Genomic DNA, 16,403 nt, shown 5'->3' on the forward strand with positions numbered 1-16,403 from the left:
TTTCGCGCCCGCCGCTATCGTTGTTTCGCCCAATCTGTTCCGTTTCCGGAAGGCCTTGTTTACCCTGCCGCGAGCTGCGTCGGATCGCACTTACAACCTCTTAACAGCCGCAAGGGCAGAGATCGCACCCGAGGGACAGAGAAATGGCGTCCACCGACAATCGCACGCCCGCTCCGCGCGGCGGCCGCGGGTTTGCCAAGGCGCGCGCGGCCTTTGACGGCCTGCGCAGCCATGCCGGCTTCTGGCTGAAAGCGCTGTCGCAGCCGACCATCGATCTCACCTTGCGCACCCAGGCCGGCCAGCGCACGCGCATCGTCGAATCGCCTGGGGTGTCGTTGCCGAAGGCCGAACTCGACGCGCTGGTCGGGCAATTGCGCACCGTTGCGGCCAAGACGCTGCCCGAGGAGAGCCTGACCTACGGTATCTTCTCCGGCGAGCCGGAGCGGCTGTCGCGCGCCGTCGTCACCCTGATCTGCGAAGAGGACAGCGGGCGGCCGATCGCGTTCAACGCGCTGTCGGTGATGGAGGTGCCACTCGACGGCGAGCCGGCTGAAGTCACCCATCTCGGTCTCGTCATGGTCGATCCCGACGTGCGCGGGCAGGGGCTGTCCTGGGTGCTCTACGGCCTGACCGCGCTGGTGCTGTTCGCGCGCGACGGGCTGCGGCCGAAATGGATCTCCAATGTCACCCAGGTGCCGGCGGTGGTCGGCATGGTCAGCGACACCTTCTCGGACGTGTTCCCGTCGCCACTGCCGGAGGCGCGGCAGAGCTTTGCGCATCTGCAACTCGCGCGTGGCATCATGGCGCGGCATCGGGCGGTGTTCGGCGTCGGCGAGGAAGCCGGCTTCGACGAGCCGCGCTCGGTCATCACCAATGCCTATACCGGCGGCTCGGATGCGCTGAAGAAGACCTTCGAGATCGCGCCGAAGCATCGCAACGCGGTCTACAACGAATTCTGCCAACGCGAGCTGGACTACGGCCGCGGCGACGATGTGCTTCAGATCGGCCGCGTCGATCTTGCCGGCGCGCGGCGCTACCTGATGAGCGAGGTGCCGTCGGGCTCGCTGCCGGCGCTGCTGGCGGCGTCGGCGATGCTGGCCTTGCAGCGGCTGGTGCTGCCGGTGGTCTATTGGCTCGACGACAGCCGCGCCTTCGGCAGCCTGCGGCCGCGCAAGCAGGATGGCGGGGCCGCGCGATGAGCTTCGACTATTACTCCTTCACCGGCCGCAACATCGGCTTCATCGACGAGCACGAGCAGCAATTGCTGCGCCAGGCGCGGGTGTTCGTCTGCGGCGTCGGCGGCATGGGCGGCGCGGCCTTCATGGCGCTGGCGCGCGCCGGCGTCGGCCGCTTCGTGATCGCCGATATCGACCGCTTCGAGGTCTCCAACCTCAACCGCCAGGTGTTCGCCTTCGCCGACGAGGTCGGCCGCGAGAAGGCCGCCGTTGCCGCCGAAGCCGCCAAGCGCATCAACCCGACCATCGAGGTCGAGGTGCTCGGCGAGAACTGGACCGATGAGTTGCCCGGCATCGCCGCGCGCTGCCCCGTCATCGTCAACGGCATGGACGATATCGCGGCCGGCGTGCACCTGTACCGGACCGCCAAGCACGCCGAGGCGACCGTGATCGACGCCTACATGTCGCCATTGCCGTCGGTGATCGTGGTGCGTCCGCAGGATCCGCGGCCCGAGCAACGCCTCGGCTTTCCGACCCTTGGCAAGGACTGGACCGAGATCACCGACGAAGACCGTCGCGCCGCGATGCGCGCCGAGATCGAGCACGTGATGCTGCATTCGTCGTCGCGCAACTATGTCGATCTCGCGATCGCCGGCGAGGTAGCGACTGGGCGCCGCAGCCGGATGTCGTTCGCCCCGATGGTGATCTCGACCGGCATGCTGATGGCCTATGAGGCGGTGGCGCTGATCCTCGGCCGCACCTCCGGCACCGATTGCCGCGGCTGGTTCCTCAATCCGCACCGGCCCGCGATCGAGAGGCCGCGCAGCGCGCTCACCGCCGCGCTGATGCGTCCAATGGTGCGGCGGGCCATCGACCAACTGACTGGCCGGCCATGACCTCGGGGGTGATCGCCGATTCCATCGTCAATCTCTGCGGCGCCATCGGGCTCGCGGTGGCGATGATGACGTTCTACCGGCGCGATCCGCGGAGCCCGCTGACCCGCCGCCTGCTGCTCGCGCTCGGCGTCATCGCGATCCTGTTCCTCGATCGCGGCATCGCATGGTGGAGCGGAAGCTGGCTGCTCGACCGTCTCTCGGTGATCCCGGCTTCGCTGATCCCGCTCGGCGCCTTGATCGTCACCGAGGGCATCCTGCGGCGTCACGCGCCGCGCGCGATCAAGATCGCCGCGCTCGCAGGCGGCATCCTGCTCGGCCTCGGCGGCCTGTTCGGGTTGCAGCGCTTCGTCATGCCCTATGCGATCACGCTGGCGCTGTTCCAGCTCTCGGGCTTCGCCACCTGCGCGATGCTGCTGGCGACGCGCGACCGCTCGGCGCTGATGGCCTCGGAGAACCGCAGCATCGGCCGCATGGCGGTCGGGGCGCTGGTGGTGATCCCGTTCATCCTCACCGATTTCCGCACGCTGTTTCCGGACATCCCGGTCCGGCTCGGCGCGCTCGGCGCGCTGCTCACGGTCACCGTGATGCTGATCGCCGGCGGCGGCGCCGAGACCCGGCGGCATGGGCTTGCGATGATGGCGCTGCGGCTGATCTCGTCGGGGTTGCTCGGGCTCGCCGCCGCCTTCATGGCGCCTGACGTCGACGCGGCGCAGATGGTCCGGTTCGTCGCGGTCGCGATCGCCGGCGTGCTGACCATCGGGCTGATGACGGATGCGCTGCGCGCGCTGTTCGAATCCCAGGAGCCCGGCGTGCTCAATTCGGTTGCGGCGTCGCCGGCGCAGACACGGGAGCAGTTGATCGCCGAGCTCGCGCGACATCCGATCTTTGAGAGCGCGCGGCGCATCCGCGAAAACGAGCTCGCACCCTACGATCCGCCGCTGCTGCGCGATTTCCTGTCGACGCGGCGCGTGCTGCGCCGCTCCGATGCGCCATGGGGGCTGTCGCCGACCGACTCGGCGGCCGAGCGGATGGTCTCGCTGATATCGGCCAACAACGCCTCCCATGTCATCGTGCTCGCGCATGATCCGGTGGATCTGATCGTGCTCGCGGTGCCGGTGACCGCGGCCGATCCCGCCACCGAAACCGCGCTGGCGCTGGTGCGGCGGCTGTTGGCGCTGACCCCGGAGGCCAGATGACGCTCGAGGTCAGGGAGGGCGACCGCAAGGCGGCGTTCGACGCCGCGTTCAATGCCTATGGACCCGATAGTCTCTACGTGCCGCCGCTGTGGAGCGATTTCGACCGGATGTTCGATCCCGCGACGAATCCGTTCGTCACCGAAGGCCATGGCCGCTATGCGCTGTTTTCCGCGCATCGCGCCGGACGACCGGTCGGCCGCATCGCCGCCTCGATCCACGACGCCTCCAACCGCAAGCACGGCACCCGCCACGGGGCATTCGGCTTCTTCGACTGCATCGACGATGTCGAGGTGGCCGATGCGCTGCTGCGTGCCGCCGAGCAATGGCTGTCGGCGCGTGGCATGAGCCGGGTCGCCGGCAATTTCAATCTGACGGCAATGCAGCAGATCGGCGTCATGACCGACGGCTTCGAGCATGCGCCGTTCACCGACATGATGTGGTCGCCGCCCCACGTCGCGCAGCATCTGGAGCGCGCCGGCTATGCCGCGACGTTCCCGATGACGACCTTCGAGATCGCGCTCGACGACGGCAAGCCGGAGCAGCTGCTCGGCGACAAGCAGCGTGCGGTGCTCGCCGACCCCGATTTCGTCTGGCAGCCGATCAAGCGCTCCGCCTTCAAGGCGCGGCTGGAGGATGCGCGGCTCATTCTCAACGACGGCTTTGCCGACAATCCGATGTTCGTGCCGCCGACCGCGGCCGAATACCTGTTCCAGGCCGGCGACATGATGTGGATCATCGACAAGCGGATTTCGACCGTGGTCTATCACCGCGGCCGCCCCGCCGGTGCGATCATCGCGATTCCCGACCTCAACCCGCTGATCAAGGCGATCGGCGGCCGGATCGGGCTGACGGCCCCGTTCAGGTTCGTGCAGCACCGCATCATGAACACGCGCGCCGTGCTGATCTACCAGTCGGTCTGTCGCGACCTGCACAATCGCGGCCTCAACGGCGCGATGCTCTACCGCACCGCGCTGGCGTTGCAGCAGGCCGGCTACCGCACGCTCGGCGGCACCTGGATCGCCGACATCAACGCGCCTTCGCTGCGCCAGGTCGAGAAGGCCGGGGCCACGCCGCTGCACCGGCTGCATCTGTTCACCAAGCGATTGGCGGCGGCATGAGCCAGTTGACGCCGGATCTGCTGCGCGAACTGGTCGCCGAGGCGCGGCTTGCCCCGAGCGTCCACAACATCCAGCCGACGCGCTGGCGCCTGCTCGACGACGGCCGGCTGGCGCTGGTCGACGACACCGGCGTCCGCGCGCCGGTCGCCGACCCCGCGGGGCACGATGTCCTGGTGTCGCACGGCGCGGCGCTGGAGGGCATGAGCCTCGCGCTCAACCGACGCGGCTTCGCCATCACCGCGATGACCACGATCGAGCAGCCGCTGTCGCCGCAATTTTCCGCGCTCTGCTCCTTTGCGATCAGGCACGGCACCACGCCCGATCCGCTGGCGGAGCATGTGGCACGCCGCATGTCGTGGCGCGGCAAATTCCTCGCCGCGCCGGATGATGCGGCGGCGCTGGCGCAACTGGCCATCGCGCGTGACGATGTGATCTGCATCGGTCATCGCGGGGCGATTGCCGACATCGCCGATTGGGCCGATCAGGCCGAGTTCTCCTTTGTCCGCGGCGACGAATACCGCGCTGAACTGCTCGCATGGATGCGGCTGTCGCCCGCCGATCCGCGCTACTTGCTTGACGGTCTCAACCGCGATGCGCTGGCGATGAACGCCATCGAGGGCAGCGCGGCCCGCCTTGTGCTGGGACGCCTGTTCAGGCCGCTTGATCGTCTCGGCCTCGCGGCGTCGCTGCTTGCCGACCGCGCCAAGACCGCATCGGCCTCCGCGGTCCTGCTGTTCTCCCGGCCGGTCGGTGAGGATCCGCTCACGACGGGGCGGCATTTCTATCGTGTCTGGCTGGAAATCGATCGCGCCGGCTTCGCGGCCTGCCCGATTTCGGCGCTGGCCGATCATCCCGGCTGCAACGAACGGCTGCGCAAGCTCGGTGAAATCGGCCGCGATCTGCGGCTGGTCAACGTATTCCGCGTCGGCCGTCCGTCAAAGCCGGTGAAACCCCGGCATTTCCGGCTGCCGGTGGATCGCTTGATCGTCTGATCGGGACCCCCTGTCAAAGCTTCACGCGGCCGTGCTATGACGCCGCCCGCAAACCAATCAGCGGTGGGGATGATGTCGAAGCAATCGTTGCGCGAGGAGGCCGAGCGCCTGATCCGCGAAACCATGGAAAAGCGGAACCTCGTCATCAAGCAGGGCACGACCCGGATCGAGGCCGTGTGCGGCAAATGCGGTGCGCCGAACCGGGTGCAGGCGGAGAAGGGCCAGTCTCGCGTCAAGTTCACCTGCAAGAACTGCGACCACAAGCAGGAAACGCTGTAGGCGTGTCTGTTGCGCGACCCTAAACCCGTCATCCTGAGGAGCGCGCCCTTGCGCGCGTCTCGAAGGATGAATCGGCCACCAGCCGGGCCGTACATCCTTCGAGACGCGCTACGCGCTCCTCAGGATGACGGTGATAGTGCGTAGGATGGGTGGAGTGCAGCGATACCCATCATCGCCGCGCGGGGACATTTGATGGGTGTCGCTTCGCTCCACCCATCCTGCGAAGCGCTCTACTTGAATGCCTCGCAGACCGTGGTGTGATCCGGCGCGATCCGGGCCGCGGTTCGCAGCGAGACGTTGCGCCACCAGGCGTCCAGCGCGTGGCGGTCGCAGGCGAGCTTCACGCTCATGCCGCCGGCGAACTTGATCCAGTCCGCGAAGCTCGCGCGTGACACCGCGATCACCACCGGAATATCGGCATCGAGCGCGCGTTCGATCAGAAAGCCGAGGCCCTTGCCGTCGCGCTCCCGCTTGCCGAAGCGGTTGATGATGACGAGATCGGCGCCTTCGGCGAGCGCGTCGGCGACGCGGGCGCCGGCATCCTGCAATCGCGACAGATCGAGCTTGCAGCCGGTGGTGCCGGGACTCGTAGAACTCTGGCTTGGCGGCTGCGCCAGCAGCACCGTCTCGCCGCTATGCACCAGCACCGCCGACAGGCTGGAATCCGCGCATTGGCCTGACTGCACCATGCCGACGACGCGACAGCCATGCGCGTTCAGATCACCGGCGAAGTCGCGCAGCACGGCATCGGGATCGTCGTTGTCGTCATAGACCAGGGCGGCGAGGTCGCATTGGGCGTCGAACATGACGGGCTCTGTTCATTGTGGACGAGGGAGGCGGCCGCGGCGCTTGTCGCGTCGCGGCCGCAGGTTGGGAGATCAGGCGGCCGGCGGGCCGTTGATGATCTGGAGCTGGGTGAACTCGGCGAGGCCTTCCTCGGCGAATTCGGTGCCGATGCCCGACTGCTTGGCGCCGCCGAACGGGATGTTCGGGGCCATATCGAGATGCTTGTTGATCCACACCGTGCCGGCCTCGATCTTTGTCGCGACCTCATGGGCGCGCTTGATGTCGGACGACCACACCGACGCGCCGAGGCCGTAGGTGGTGGCGTTGGCGCGGCGGATCACGTCATCCTTGTCGGAGTACTTGATGACCGGCAGCACCGGGCCGAATTGCTCCTCGTCGACCAGCTTGGAGCCTTCCTTGATGTCGCGCACGATAGTCGGCTCGATGAAGTAGCCGGGACGGTCCATCGCCGAGCCGCCGGCGATCACGTTGCCGTTCTTGCGGGCATCGTCGAGGAACGCCTTGACCTTCTCGTACTGCATCTTGTTCTGCAACGGGCCGAGCTTGGTGCCCTGCTTGGAGCCGTCGTCGACCACGGTGTTCTTGGCGATGGCGACCAGCTCGTTGCAGACCTCGTCATAGACCGACTCGTGCACATAGAGCCGCTTGATGGCGAGGCAGACCTGGCCGGAGTTCTGGAACGCGCCTTCGAAGATGCCGGGCGCGACCTTCTTCGGATCGACGTCGTCGAGCACGATGCCGGCGTCGTTGCCGCCGAGCTCGAGCGTGATCCGCTTCAGGGTCTGCGAGGCGCTCGCCATCACCTTCTGGCCGGTCGCGGTCGAGCCGGTGAAGGAGATCTTGCGGATGTCGGGATGCTTGGTCATGTGATCGCCGAGATCGTTGGCGTCGGCGATGAAGTTCAGCACGCCCTTCGGCAGGATGTCCTTGACCAGTTCCGCGAAGCGCAGCGAGGCCAGCGGCGTGGTCGGGGCCGGCTTCACCACCAGCGTATTGCCGGCGAGCAGCGCCGACGGCAGCTTGAACGCCAGGATCAGCAGCGGATAGTTCCAGGGAATGATCGCGCCGACCACGCCGAGCGGACGGCGATAGGCCTCGACCTTGCGGTCGCCGGAATCCTCGACCACGCGCATCGGCAGGTCGAGCGAGCCGAGATAGCGGAAGAAGCCGGCCATGCCCATGACCTCGCCGGTGGCATCGGCCAGCGGCTTGCCCTGTTCGCTGGTCAGGATGCGGGCGAGCTCATTGGTGTTGGCCTCGATCGCCTCGGCCATCTTGATGATGAGCTTGCGACGCTCCTCCATCGGGGTGGCGGCCCAGGCCGGGTAGGCGGCCTTGGCGGCGGCGACAGCCTTGTCGAGCTGGTCCTTGGAGGCACGCGGACATTGCGCCACGACCTCTTCGGTCGCGGGATTGAGGACCGGCATCGTGCTGTCGCCGGGTACCATCTTGCCGTCGATGAGAAGACTGTAATCGCTCATAGGCTTCGCTCTCCCTGGTCAAACGGGCCCTTCGCGGACCTCGCTATATTCACATATATATCACGGCTGCGGCGAGGAAGCCACGGCCATCCATGGCCCCGCCGGGTCAGGCGGAACCGGGCGATCTGTCCGGAAAACGGCAAAGAAAAATGCGGCTGACGTCCGCGGTCATTTATTCGCGGTTGCCGCCCCAGCGTCAACGGGACGGCCGCGAGCTTCAATACATTCTAACGCCGCGTGCAGCCGCGCCGGATCGGGCGCCGCTATATTTCAGGGCTGGACGCTGCGCGTCGCAGCGATATATTGGTTGGAATATAACGATGATCCGGAGTGCCGGTATGCAGATCGAAACCCAGGAGCTCACCACCTGCGAAGTCGCACCCGACGGCTGCGCGATTTCGCTGGGCTTCGTGGACGGCAAGGGCGAACCCGCCACCATCCGCCTGTCGATCAACCAGGTCGGCGCGCTGGTCATGACCTTGCCCGGCCTGATCAGCAAGGCGCTACAGACCCGTTTCGGCGACCGGACCTTGCGCTACGCCTATCCGCTGGATTCATGGGTGATCGAGCAGTCGACCGATCCGGCCCAGGGCATGATGACGCTGAAGACGTCAGATGGCTTCAGCGTCTGCTTCTCGATCCCGCGCGCCCAGCAGAACGAACTCGGCGAGGCGTTGGTGGCGCAGCCCGAGACGCCGGTCAGGGTGCGGGCGAATTAGACCGGACGTGGTGACATCCAGCGCCAACTCATCCATCGTCGTCATTCCGGGGCGCGCGCAGCGCGAGCCCGGAATCCATCAGGCCGCAGGCTTCGTGGCGCAATGGATTCCGGGCTCAGCCCTTCGGGCTGCCCCGGAATGACGAGAGCATCAGGATTTCACGTCCCCTTCACGAACGCGGCGAATGCATCGCCGTAATCCTTGTGCCAGCGCGACAGCGGCGGGCGGTTCTCGACGATGTCGCCTGCCGCCCACAGGATACGGCGTTCGTCGAGCGCGCGCGGCACGTCGTTGTCGGGGCACAGGATGTAGAAATCGCCGGCGTCGAGCCGCTCGATCATGAAGTCGACGGTCTGCTCCGCGGTCCAGGCGCCGGCCGGCTTCTCGGTGCGGCCGCGCGCGGTCAGTCCGGTGAAGACGAAGCCGGGGATCAAGAGATGCGCCGTCAGCTTGCAGCCATCGGTGTTGCGCAGCTCGTGCTGGAGCGCCTCGGTGAACGCCTTCACGCCGGCTTTCGAGACGTTGTAGGCGGGATCGCCCGGCGGCGTGGTGATGCCCTGCTTGGAGCCGGTGTTGATGATCAGCCCCGGCCGACCGCGCTTGATCATGTTGGGCGCGAACGCCTGCGTGCCGTTGATCACGCCCCACAGATTGACGCCGAGGATGCGCTGCCAATTGTCCGCGGGGCCGAACATCGCGCTGCCGGGCTGGATGCCGGCATTGTTCATCAGGATGTCAGCGCCGCCGAACCGTTTCGCGACGCTGGCCTCGAGCTCCGCCATTGCGTCCGCGCGACTGACGTCGACGGCGGCCGTCATGATATCGGCCGCGCCGCCCGGCGCCGCAGATGACAGTTTTGTCGCGGCCGCCTTCAGCCGGTCGTCGCCGAGATCGGCGATGGCGACCTTCATGCCGGCTTGCGCAAACCGCAGCGCAGCGGCAAGCCCGATGCCGGATGCGCCTCCGGTGATCACGGCAACATGATTGGCTGATATCACGGGGTGCGGCATCGTCGGTCTCCGGACACATATGTGGCTGACATCGGCATAGAGCCTGCCGAACTATGATCGAATCGCTTCGGCTACGCGCTGCTTCACCTCTCCCCATTGGGGAGAGGTCGATTTGCGAAGCAAATCGGGTGAGGGGTCGCAGCTCACACGAAAGACCGTAACCCCTCACCCGGCGCTACGCGCCGACCTCTCCCAAGGGAGAGGTGAACCTCCGTCGCCGATCCAACTTCATACTATCACATCGCGTGCACGACGCAGGCGCATGGGAGGTTTTCATGCGCGCCACCCTCGACAACGCCGGCTCCGCTTTACGGTTTCGCGGTCGCGCTGTAGAATTCGGGATATAACGCTTCCAAAACACCTCAGCCGACAATTTGACAGGGAGTGCAAACATGGCTGTTTCGCAGGCTGTTCCGATCTCGCGCCATCCTTATGCCGACGGCTCCTACAAGAAGATGCTGATCGACGGCAAATGGCTCGACGCCGCCTCCGGCAAGACATTCGAAACCCACAACCCCGCCACCGGTGAACTGCTCGCGACCGTCGCCGAGGGCGATGCCGAGGATATCAACCGCGCGGTCGCGGCGGCACGTCGTGCGTTCGAGGGACCGTGGAGCAAGGTGAAGCCGTTCGAGCGGCAGAACATGCTGCTCAAGCTCGCCGAGCTGGTCGAGGCCAATTTCGAGGAATTGTCCCAGCTCGACACGCTCGACATGGGCGCGCCGATCAGCCGCACCCGCGGCAACAGGCTGCGCGCGCTCGGCATGCTGCGCTATTACGCAGGACAGGCGACTGCGATCCATGGCGAGACCATCGAGAACTCGCTGCCCGGCGAGATCTTCTCCTACACGCTGAAGGAGCCGATCGGCGTGGTCGGCGCCATCATCCCGTGGAACGGGCCGCTGACCGCCTCGATCTGGAAGATCGGCCCGGCGATCGCGACCGGCTGCACCGTGGTGCTGAAGCCGGCCGAGGAATCGCCGCTGACCTCGCTGCGCATCGGCGAGCTCTGCATGGAAGCCGGCATTCCGCCCGGCGTCGTCAACGTCGTGCCGGGCTATGGCGAGACCGCGGGCGCCGCGCTCGCCAATCATCCCGATGTCGACAAGGTCGCCTTCACCGGTTCGCACATCACGGGCCAGTCGATCATCCGTGCCTCGGCCGGCAACCTCAAGCGCGTCTCGCTCGAGCTCGGCGGCAAGTCGCCGGACATCGTGTTCGCCGATGCCGATCTCGACGCCGCGGTGCCGGGCGCGGCGATGGCGGTGTTCGCCAATTCCGGCCAGATTTGCAGCGCCGGCACCCGGCTGTTCGTCGAGCAGAAGGTCTATGACGAATTCGTCGGCCGCGTCGCCGAGTTCGGCAAGAAGCTTCAGGTCGGCAACGGCCTCGACCCCAACACCCAGATCGGCCCGCTGGTGTCGAAGGATCAGCTCGATCGCGTCTCCGGCTATCTCGACATCGGCGCAAAGGAAGGCGCCAAGGCCGTGGTCGGCGGCGGCCGCCTCACCGAAGGCGCGCTGTCGAAGGGCTATTTCGTGCAGCCGACGGTGTTCGCCAATGTGCAGGACAACATGCGCATCGCCCAGGAGGAGATCTTCGGCCCGGTGATCTCGGCGATCTCGTTCAAGGATCCGGACGAACTGATCAAGCGCGCCAATGCCACTACCTTCGGCCTCGGCTCCGGGGTCTGGACCACCAATGTCAGCAAGGCGCACCAGGTCGCAAAAGCGCTGCGCGCCGGCTCGGTCTGGGTCAATTGCTACCAGGCGATGGACCCCGCGGTGCCGTTCGGCGGCTACAAGATGAGCGGCTACGGCCGCGAATCCGGCAAGCAGCACGTCGAGGAGTATCTCAACGTCAAGGCGGTCTGGATCAAGACGGGCTAGGGCCCGACTTGCCGCTTCACCTCTCCCGGCCTGCGGGAGGGCTATTCCCCACAAACTCCGTCATGCCCGGCCTTGTGCCGGGCATCCACGTCTTGGTTTCAGCGTGAGAAAGACGTGGATGGCCCCGGGGCAAGCCCGGCCATGACGAGGCGCTATTTCGGAATATTAGAAATATATCCCTGATTTGCCCGACGCGTCAAGTTGCGTGTCGAACGTCGGCCGCCGCCGGCTTGCTTTGCATGGGGTTGTTTTCGATGTTTTCGCAACGCCTGCCCGTGACGGGCGTCGTCTACCGCCCGGCGGCCTTCTTCGGCTTGCCGATGTCGCTGCGCAGCGCCTCGAGATCCTTGCGCACGGCGCTTGCTGCGTCGCGCTCGATCTTGCGGTAGCGCGCCACGAGCGACTGGCCGAACGGGGTCAGCACCGCGCCGCCGCCGTTCTTGCCGCCGGTCTGCCGCTCCACCGCCGCCTGCCGGCAGATGCGGTTGATCTCGTCGACCAGGTCCCAGGCGCGCTTGTAGCTCATGTCCATGGCGCGACCGGCGGCCGAGATCGAGCCGCATTCGTTGATCCGCTCCAGCAGCAGGATCTTGCCCGGCCCGATCCGGTCCTCGGAATCGAGGTCGATGCGGACGCTCAGCGAGGGGAGCGATGAGGCGCTCGATTTCGACATGGGAGACCTGTTCTCTTGGCAACAGATTGCCACTACCTGCTTTTATGAACAAGATGAACCCGTTACATAACGGGCATGATCCGGAAAAGTGGGCACCGGTTTTCCGAGCCGATCGTGCCCAGAATATAACGGGAAATCGCAAAAGAACATTTGGGGTAGGCATGGCTTCTTCGTCGCTGTTTTCGCCGCTCAAGGTCGGTCCCTATGAGCTCAAGCACCGTGTCGTGATGGCACCGCTCACCCGGATGCGGGCGGCGCGGCCGAGCCTCGTGCCGCGGCCGATGAACGCGGAATATTACGCGCAGCGCGCCACGCCGGGCGGCCTGCTGATCGCGGAAGCCTCGCCCGTGGTCGCGACCGGTTTCGGCAATCCCGGCGTCCCCGGCATCTACAGCGAGGCCCAGATCGCGGGCTGGCGCGAGGTGGTGAATGCCGTGCACGCCAAGGGCGGCCTGATCTTCCTGCAACTCTGGCACGTCGGCCGCGTCTCGCATTCCTCGTTCCAGCCGGATGGCGCGCTGCCGGTGGCGCCGTCGGCGGTCGCGATCCCCGCCGAGTTCAAGTGCATGACGGCGGACGGCAAGGTGGTCGATTACGAGACGCCGCGCGCGCTCGAGACGGCCGAGGTCGCGCTGATGGTCGAGGCCTACCGGCAGGGCGCCAAGAATGCGCTCGCCGCCGGCTTCGACGGCGTCGAGATCCACGGCGCCAATGGCTATCTGATCGAGCAGTTCCTGCAATCGAAGAGCAACCTGCGCACCGACCAGTATGGCGGCTCGATCGAGAACCGCGTCCGCTTCCTGCTGGAGGTGACCCAGGCGGTGACCGAGGTCTGGGGCGCCAACCGCGTCGGCGTGCGGCTGTCGCCCTACGGCATCGCCAATGGCAGCGGCGAGGCCGACCCGATGCCGCTCTACAGCCACGCCATCAAGGCGCTGGACAAGTTCGGGCTGGCCTATCTGCATTTCATCGAGCCGCGCGCCTCCGGCACCGGCCGTGCCGATGTCGATTGGAAGGATGTGCCGTCGGCAATGATGCTGTACCGGCCGATGTGGAGCGGCGTGCTGATATCAGCCGGCAATTTCATCGGTGACAGCGCGGAGCGCGCGCTCGCCGAAGGCCATGCCGACGCGATCGCGTTCGGCCGTTACTTCATCTCCAACCCGGACCTGCCGCGCCGCCTGCAACGCGGCTATCCGCTGACCAAGTACAACCGCGCGACGTTCTATGCCGGCGAGGAGAAGGGCTACACGGATTATCCCGTGCATGACGAACTGGCGCAGGCCTAGAAACGCTGTTTCGTAGCCCGGATGGAGCCGGCGATGTTTCCGGACGACGAATTCGAGCCGACCAAGAAGCCGAAGCCGGTGGCGCTGGCAAAGCCCGCTTCCGGCCAATGCCTGTGCGGCAAGGTGCGGTTCGAGATCGACGTGCCGGCGCGCTGGGCCTGGCATGATCACACACAAGCCAGCCGCCGCGCCCATGGCGCTGTGTATGCGACCTATGTCGGCAGCTGGCGCAAGCGCTTCCGCATCACGCAAGGCGAGAGCGAGCTGTCGCGTTACGAAGACGCGAAGAGTAAGACCGCGCGCAGCTTCTGCGCCAATTGCGGCACGCCGATCATCTACGAACGCGCCCGCTCGCCGCATATGGTCAACATCCCGCGCGCGCTGTTTTCGGGGCGCACCGGGCGGCAGCCGCTCTATCACATCGCGATCGAGGAGTTGCAGGAATGGGCCTACACCGGCGAACCGTTGGTGCCGCTGAAAGGCTATCCCGGCGTGGTGTGGCAACGCTCGAAAAAGAAGAAGCGCAGCGCGCGCGAGGGGATGTTCTAGCACGCTGAAGAGGAAGGGGCCGAAGCCCCTTCCTCAGCGCTCAATAGCGGTGCCAGCGATGCCAATGGTGCCAGCGATGCCAGTGGCGCCAATGACGCCAGTGGTAACCGTGACGCCAGTGCCGGTGCCAGCCCCAGCCACCATAGCCGTAACCACCCCAGTACTGCGGATGGTAATAGGATTGCGGATGGTAGTAGCCGCCGCCGTAATAATGGCGGTGCCAGCAATGGCCCCATTCGTTGCAGACGTAGCCGGCGGGGACGACGGCTCCCGCTGCGGGGACTTCGATCGGCATCGCCGATGCGGGGGCGCTGGACAGAGCAACGCCGCCGAGGGCGGCGATGCCAACACATGCGGAAACGAGTTTCATGAATATCACCTCCTTCAACATCAGTTGGAGGCGATGAGCGGACGGCGGGTTCGTCGGGTTACAGAGGTTTAATGCCGATCAAGATGTCGCTGATCGCAAGCCCGAACGAAACCTTCCGTGAGGCGCGCGCCTGCGGAATGCCGCCATGATCGCCCGCTCGATTGCCCGCACCGCGCAAGTTTGGTCATCTCGCTCGATCCCGTCGGCCAACGCGCCGGCAGGCCTGGAGGGAACATGAAGAATCGCATTACCGGCCGCTCGGCATTTCTGGCGCTGCTGAAGGATGAGGGCGTCACCCATCTGTTCGGCAATCCCGGCACCACCGAATTGCCGATCATGCACGCGCTAAAGGACCATCCCGATCTCACCTATGTGATGGCGATGCAGGAGAGCCTCGTGGTCGCGATGGCCGATGGCTTCAGCCGCGCCTCCGGCAAGCTGGTCGCCTGCAACGTCCATGTCGCGCCCGGCCTCGGCAATGCGATGGGCTCGCTCTACAATGCGAGCTTCACCGGCACGCCGCTGATCCTCACCGCCGGGCAACAGGAGCAAGGCCACGGCCTGACCGAGCCGGTGCTGTTCGGCCCGCTGGTGCAGATGGCCACCCCCTTGGTGAAATGGGCGGTCGAGGTGACGCGGCTCGAGGACCTGCCGCGTATCGTGCGCCGCGCCGCCAAGATCGCGACCACGCCGCCGACCGGCCCGGTGTTCATCTCGCTGCCGGGTGACATCCTCAATGCCGAGGCCGGCATCGAGCTTGGCCGTTCCACCCGGATCGACACACGGGTTCGTCCGTCGGAGGACTCGCTCAGCGCGCTGGCCGCGCGCATCCTCAAGGCCGAGCGTCCGGTGATCGTGGTCGGCGACGAGATCGTCAAGAGCGATGCGTTGCGCGAGGCCGCCGATCTCGCCGAGACGCTGGGCTGCCCGGCCTGGCAATCGCCGACGCCCTATGGCGCGCATTTCCTGTCCGAGAGCCCGAGTTTCATGGGCGCGATCGCGCGGTTGCAGAAGGTCGCGCGCGACGTCCTGGCACCGCATGACCTGTTGATCGCGCTCGGCGGCGACCCGCTGCGGATGTCGGTCTACAGCGAGGTCGATCCGCTGCCGGACGGGCTCTCGATCGTGCAGGTCGGCCTGGTCGACAACGATCTCGCCCGCAATTATGGCGCCGAGATCGCTGTGAAGGCCGACGTCAAGGAGACGCTGCGCGCGCTGGTGCCGGCGTTGAAACAGGCGGGCGGCAGCGCGCTGGCGGCGCGCGCCAGACAGGGGCTCGCGGTGCTGTCGACGAAAAACTGGGCGGCGAAGCGCAAGGCGCTGGTTGAGCAGATCTCGAAGGCCAGCCAGACCTCGCCGATCGATCCGGATTGGCTCGCGCTGCAAGTCGTGGAAGCGATGCCCGATCATGCAATCCTGGTCGACGAAGGCCTGACCTCGTCGCGGCAGATCATCGGCTTGAGGCCGCATCGCGACCGTTACGGCTATCACGCGCTGGCCTCCGGCGGCATCGGGTGGGGGCTGCCGGCCTCGGTCGGCGTCAGCCTCGCCAATCCGCAGCGGCCGGTGGTGTGCTATTCCGGCGATGGCTCGTCGATGTATTCGATCCAGTCGCTGTGGACCGCAGCCAACCACAAGCTGCCGCTCAACTTCGTCATCGTCAACAATGGCGGCTATCGCATCATCAAGCAGCGCCTGCTCGCCTTCCACGGCGACGACAATTATGTCGGCATGGACTTCATCGACCCGCCGGTCGATTTCACGGCGCTGGCGCGCTCGCTCGGGCTCGAGGCGATCAAGATCACCGATCCGCAGGAGCTGAAGGGCATGCTGAATTCCGCGTTCAGCCGGCCCGGCGCGAAGCTGATCGAGGTGGTGGTGAGCAATTCGGTGAATTGAGTTTGGCCGCGTTCCTCAGGATGACGGGTCGGAAATCGTAGGGTGGGTTAGCCGAAGGCGT

General features: G+C 66.2%; 16 protein-coding genes. 11 read left to right on the forward strand and 5 right to left on the reverse strand.

The genetic code is table 11. From position 1 onward, the window contains the following. Nucleotides 1–143 precede the first annotated feature (143 nt). The 6 genes from B2W55_RS14355 to B2W55_RS14380 all read left to right on the forward strand — a co-directional run bounded on the left by B2W55_RS14355 (nucleotide 144) and on the right by B2W55_RS14380 (nucleotide 5,656). Entirely contained in the window at nucleotides 144–1,199 is a 1,056-nt protein-coding gene (locus tag B2W55_RS14355) for a hypothetical protein (protein ID WP_024581260.1), read from the forward strand. After that, entirely contained in the window at nucleotides 1,196–2,071 is an 876-nt protein-coding gene (locus tag B2W55_RS14360; protein ID WP_024581259.1) for a HesA/MoeB/ThiF family protein, read from the forward strand. The genes B2W55_RS14355 and B2W55_RS14360 overlap by 4 nt, the downstream gene beginning before the upstream one ends. Then, nucleotides 2,068–3,267: a hypothetical protein gene (locus B2W55_RS14365; protein WP_024581258.1), complete on the forward strand. Its 1,200-nt coding sequence runs from the start codon at nucleotides 2,068–2,070 to the stop codon at nucleotides 3,265–3,267. Before B2W55_RS14360 ends, B2W55_RS14365 begins: the two co-directional genes overlap by 4 nt. Next, complete coding sequence (locus tag B2W55_RS14370; protein ID WP_024581257.1) at nucleotides 3,264–4,385, forward strand: hypothetical protein; 1,122 nt, start codon at nucleotides 3,264–3,266, stop codon at nucleotides 4,383–4,385. The genes B2W55_RS14365 and B2W55_RS14370 overlap by 4 nt, the downstream gene beginning before the upstream one ends. Further along, nucleotides 4,382–5,377, forward strand: coding sequence for a hypothetical protein (locus tag B2W55_RS14375; RefSeq protein ID WP_024581256.1), 996 nt, complete (start codon nucleotides 4,382–4,384; stop codon nucleotides 5,375–5,377). The genes B2W55_RS14370 and B2W55_RS14375 overlap by 4 nt, the downstream gene beginning before the upstream one ends. Before the next feature lie 72 nt (nucleotides 5,378–5,449). Beyond that, nucleotides 5,450–5,656, forward strand: a complete 207-nt coding sequence (locus B2W55_RS14380; protein ID WP_024581255.1) for a hypothetical protein — start codon at nucleotides 5,450–5,452, stop codon at nucleotides 5,654–5,656. Between the two features lie 230 nt (nucleotides 5,657–5,886). Here B2W55_RS14380 and B2W55_RS14385 read toward each other — a convergent pair whose 3' ends face one another. Both B2W55_RS14385 and B2W55_RS14390 read right to left on the reverse strand, forming a co-directional pair. Continuing rightward, on the reverse strand, nucleotides 5,887–6,462 hold the full coding sequence (locus B2W55_RS14385; RefSeq protein ID WP_024581254.1) for a DUF2478 domain-containing protein: 576 nt from the start codon (nucleotides 6,460–6,462) through the stop codon (nucleotides 5,887–5,889). 72 nt (nucleotides 6,463–6,534) lie between these two features. Beyond that, nucleotides 6,535–7,944 (reverse strand): aldehyde dehydrogenase family protein, encoded by a 1,410-nt coding sequence (locus B2W55_RS14390; protein ID WP_024581253.1) that lies wholly within the window; start codon nucleotides 7,942–7,944, stop codon nucleotides 6,535–6,537. A gap of 338 nt (nucleotides 7,945–8,282) precedes the next feature. On the opposite strand from B2W55_RS14390, the gene B2W55_RS14395 reads away from it, so the two are divergent. Next, nucleotides 8,283–8,663 (forward strand): hypothetical protein, encoded by a 381-nt coding sequence (locus B2W55_RS14395; RefSeq protein WP_024581252.1) that lies wholly within the window; start codon nucleotides 8,283–8,285, stop codon nucleotides 8,661–8,663. A gap of 158 nt (nucleotides 8,664–8,821) precedes the next feature. Here the strand turns inward: B2W55_RS14395 and B2W55_RS14400 are convergent, their stop codons facing one another. Continuing rightward, a complete protein-coding gene (locus B2W55_RS14400; protein WP_024581251.1) occupies nucleotides 8,822–9,673 on the reverse strand; it encodes an SDR family NAD(P)-dependent oxidoreductase in 852 nt (283 codons plus the stop codon). A gap of 392 nt (nucleotides 9,674–10,065) precedes the next feature. Between B2W55_RS14400 and B2W55_RS14405 the strand changes: the two genes are divergently transcribed. After that, nucleotides 10,066–11,562 carry an aldehyde dehydrogenase family protein gene (locus B2W55_RS14405; RefSeq protein WP_024581250.1) on the forward strand — a complete coding sequence of 499 codons (1,497 nt, stop codon included), beginning with the start codon at nucleotides 10,066–10,068 and terminating at the stop codon, nucleotides 11,560–11,562. A gap of 289 nt (nucleotides 11,563–11,851) precedes the next feature. On the opposite strand, the gene B2W55_RS14410 is transcribed toward B2W55_RS14405, so the two are convergent. Then, on the reverse strand, nucleotides 11,852–12,235 hold the full coding sequence (locus B2W55_RS14410; RefSeq protein ID WP_024581249.1) for a winged helix-turn-helix domain-containing protein: 384 nt from the start codon (nucleotides 12,233–12,235) through the stop codon (nucleotides 11,852–11,854). 161 nt (nucleotides 12,236–12,396) lie between these two features. Between B2W55_RS14410 and B2W55_RS14415 the strand changes: the two genes are divergently transcribed. Further along, entirely contained in the window at nucleotides 12,397–13,524 is a 1,128-nt protein-coding gene (locus tag B2W55_RS14415) for an alkene reductase (protein WP_024581248.1), read from the forward strand. A gap of 33 nt (nucleotides 13,525–13,557) precedes the next feature. Beyond that, nucleotides 13,558–14,073, forward strand: coding sequence for a GFA family protein (locus tag B2W55_RS14420; protein ID WP_024581247.1), 516 nt, complete (start codon nucleotides 13,558–13,560; stop codon nucleotides 14,071–14,073). Between the two features lie 40 nt (nucleotides 14,074–14,113). Here B2W55_RS14420 and B2W55_RS14425 read toward each other — a convergent pair whose 3' ends face one another. Next, the gene (locus B2W55_RS14425) at nucleotides 14,114–14,443 is read right to left on the reverse strand and encodes a hypothetical protein (RefSeq protein WP_024581246.1); all 330 of its coding nucleotides are present in this window, start codon (nucleotides 14,441–14,443) and stop codon (nucleotides 14,114–14,116) included. Between the two features lie 234 nt (nucleotides 14,444–14,677). Between B2W55_RS14425 and B2W55_RS14430 the strand changes: the two genes are divergently transcribed. After that, nucleotides 14,678–16,342 (forward strand): thiamine pyrophosphate-binding protein, encoded by a 1,665-nt coding sequence (locus tag B2W55_RS14430; protein WP_024581245.1) that lies wholly within the window; start codon nucleotides 14,678–14,680, stop codon nucleotides 16,340–16,342. Nucleotides 16,343–16,403 lie beyond the last annotated feature (61 nt).

It is taken from the genome of Bradyrhizobium sp. UBA2491, from assembly GCF_002341725.1.
Lineage (GTDB): Bacteria > Pseudomonadota > Alphaproteobacteria > Rhizobiales > Xanthobacteraceae > Bradyrhizobium.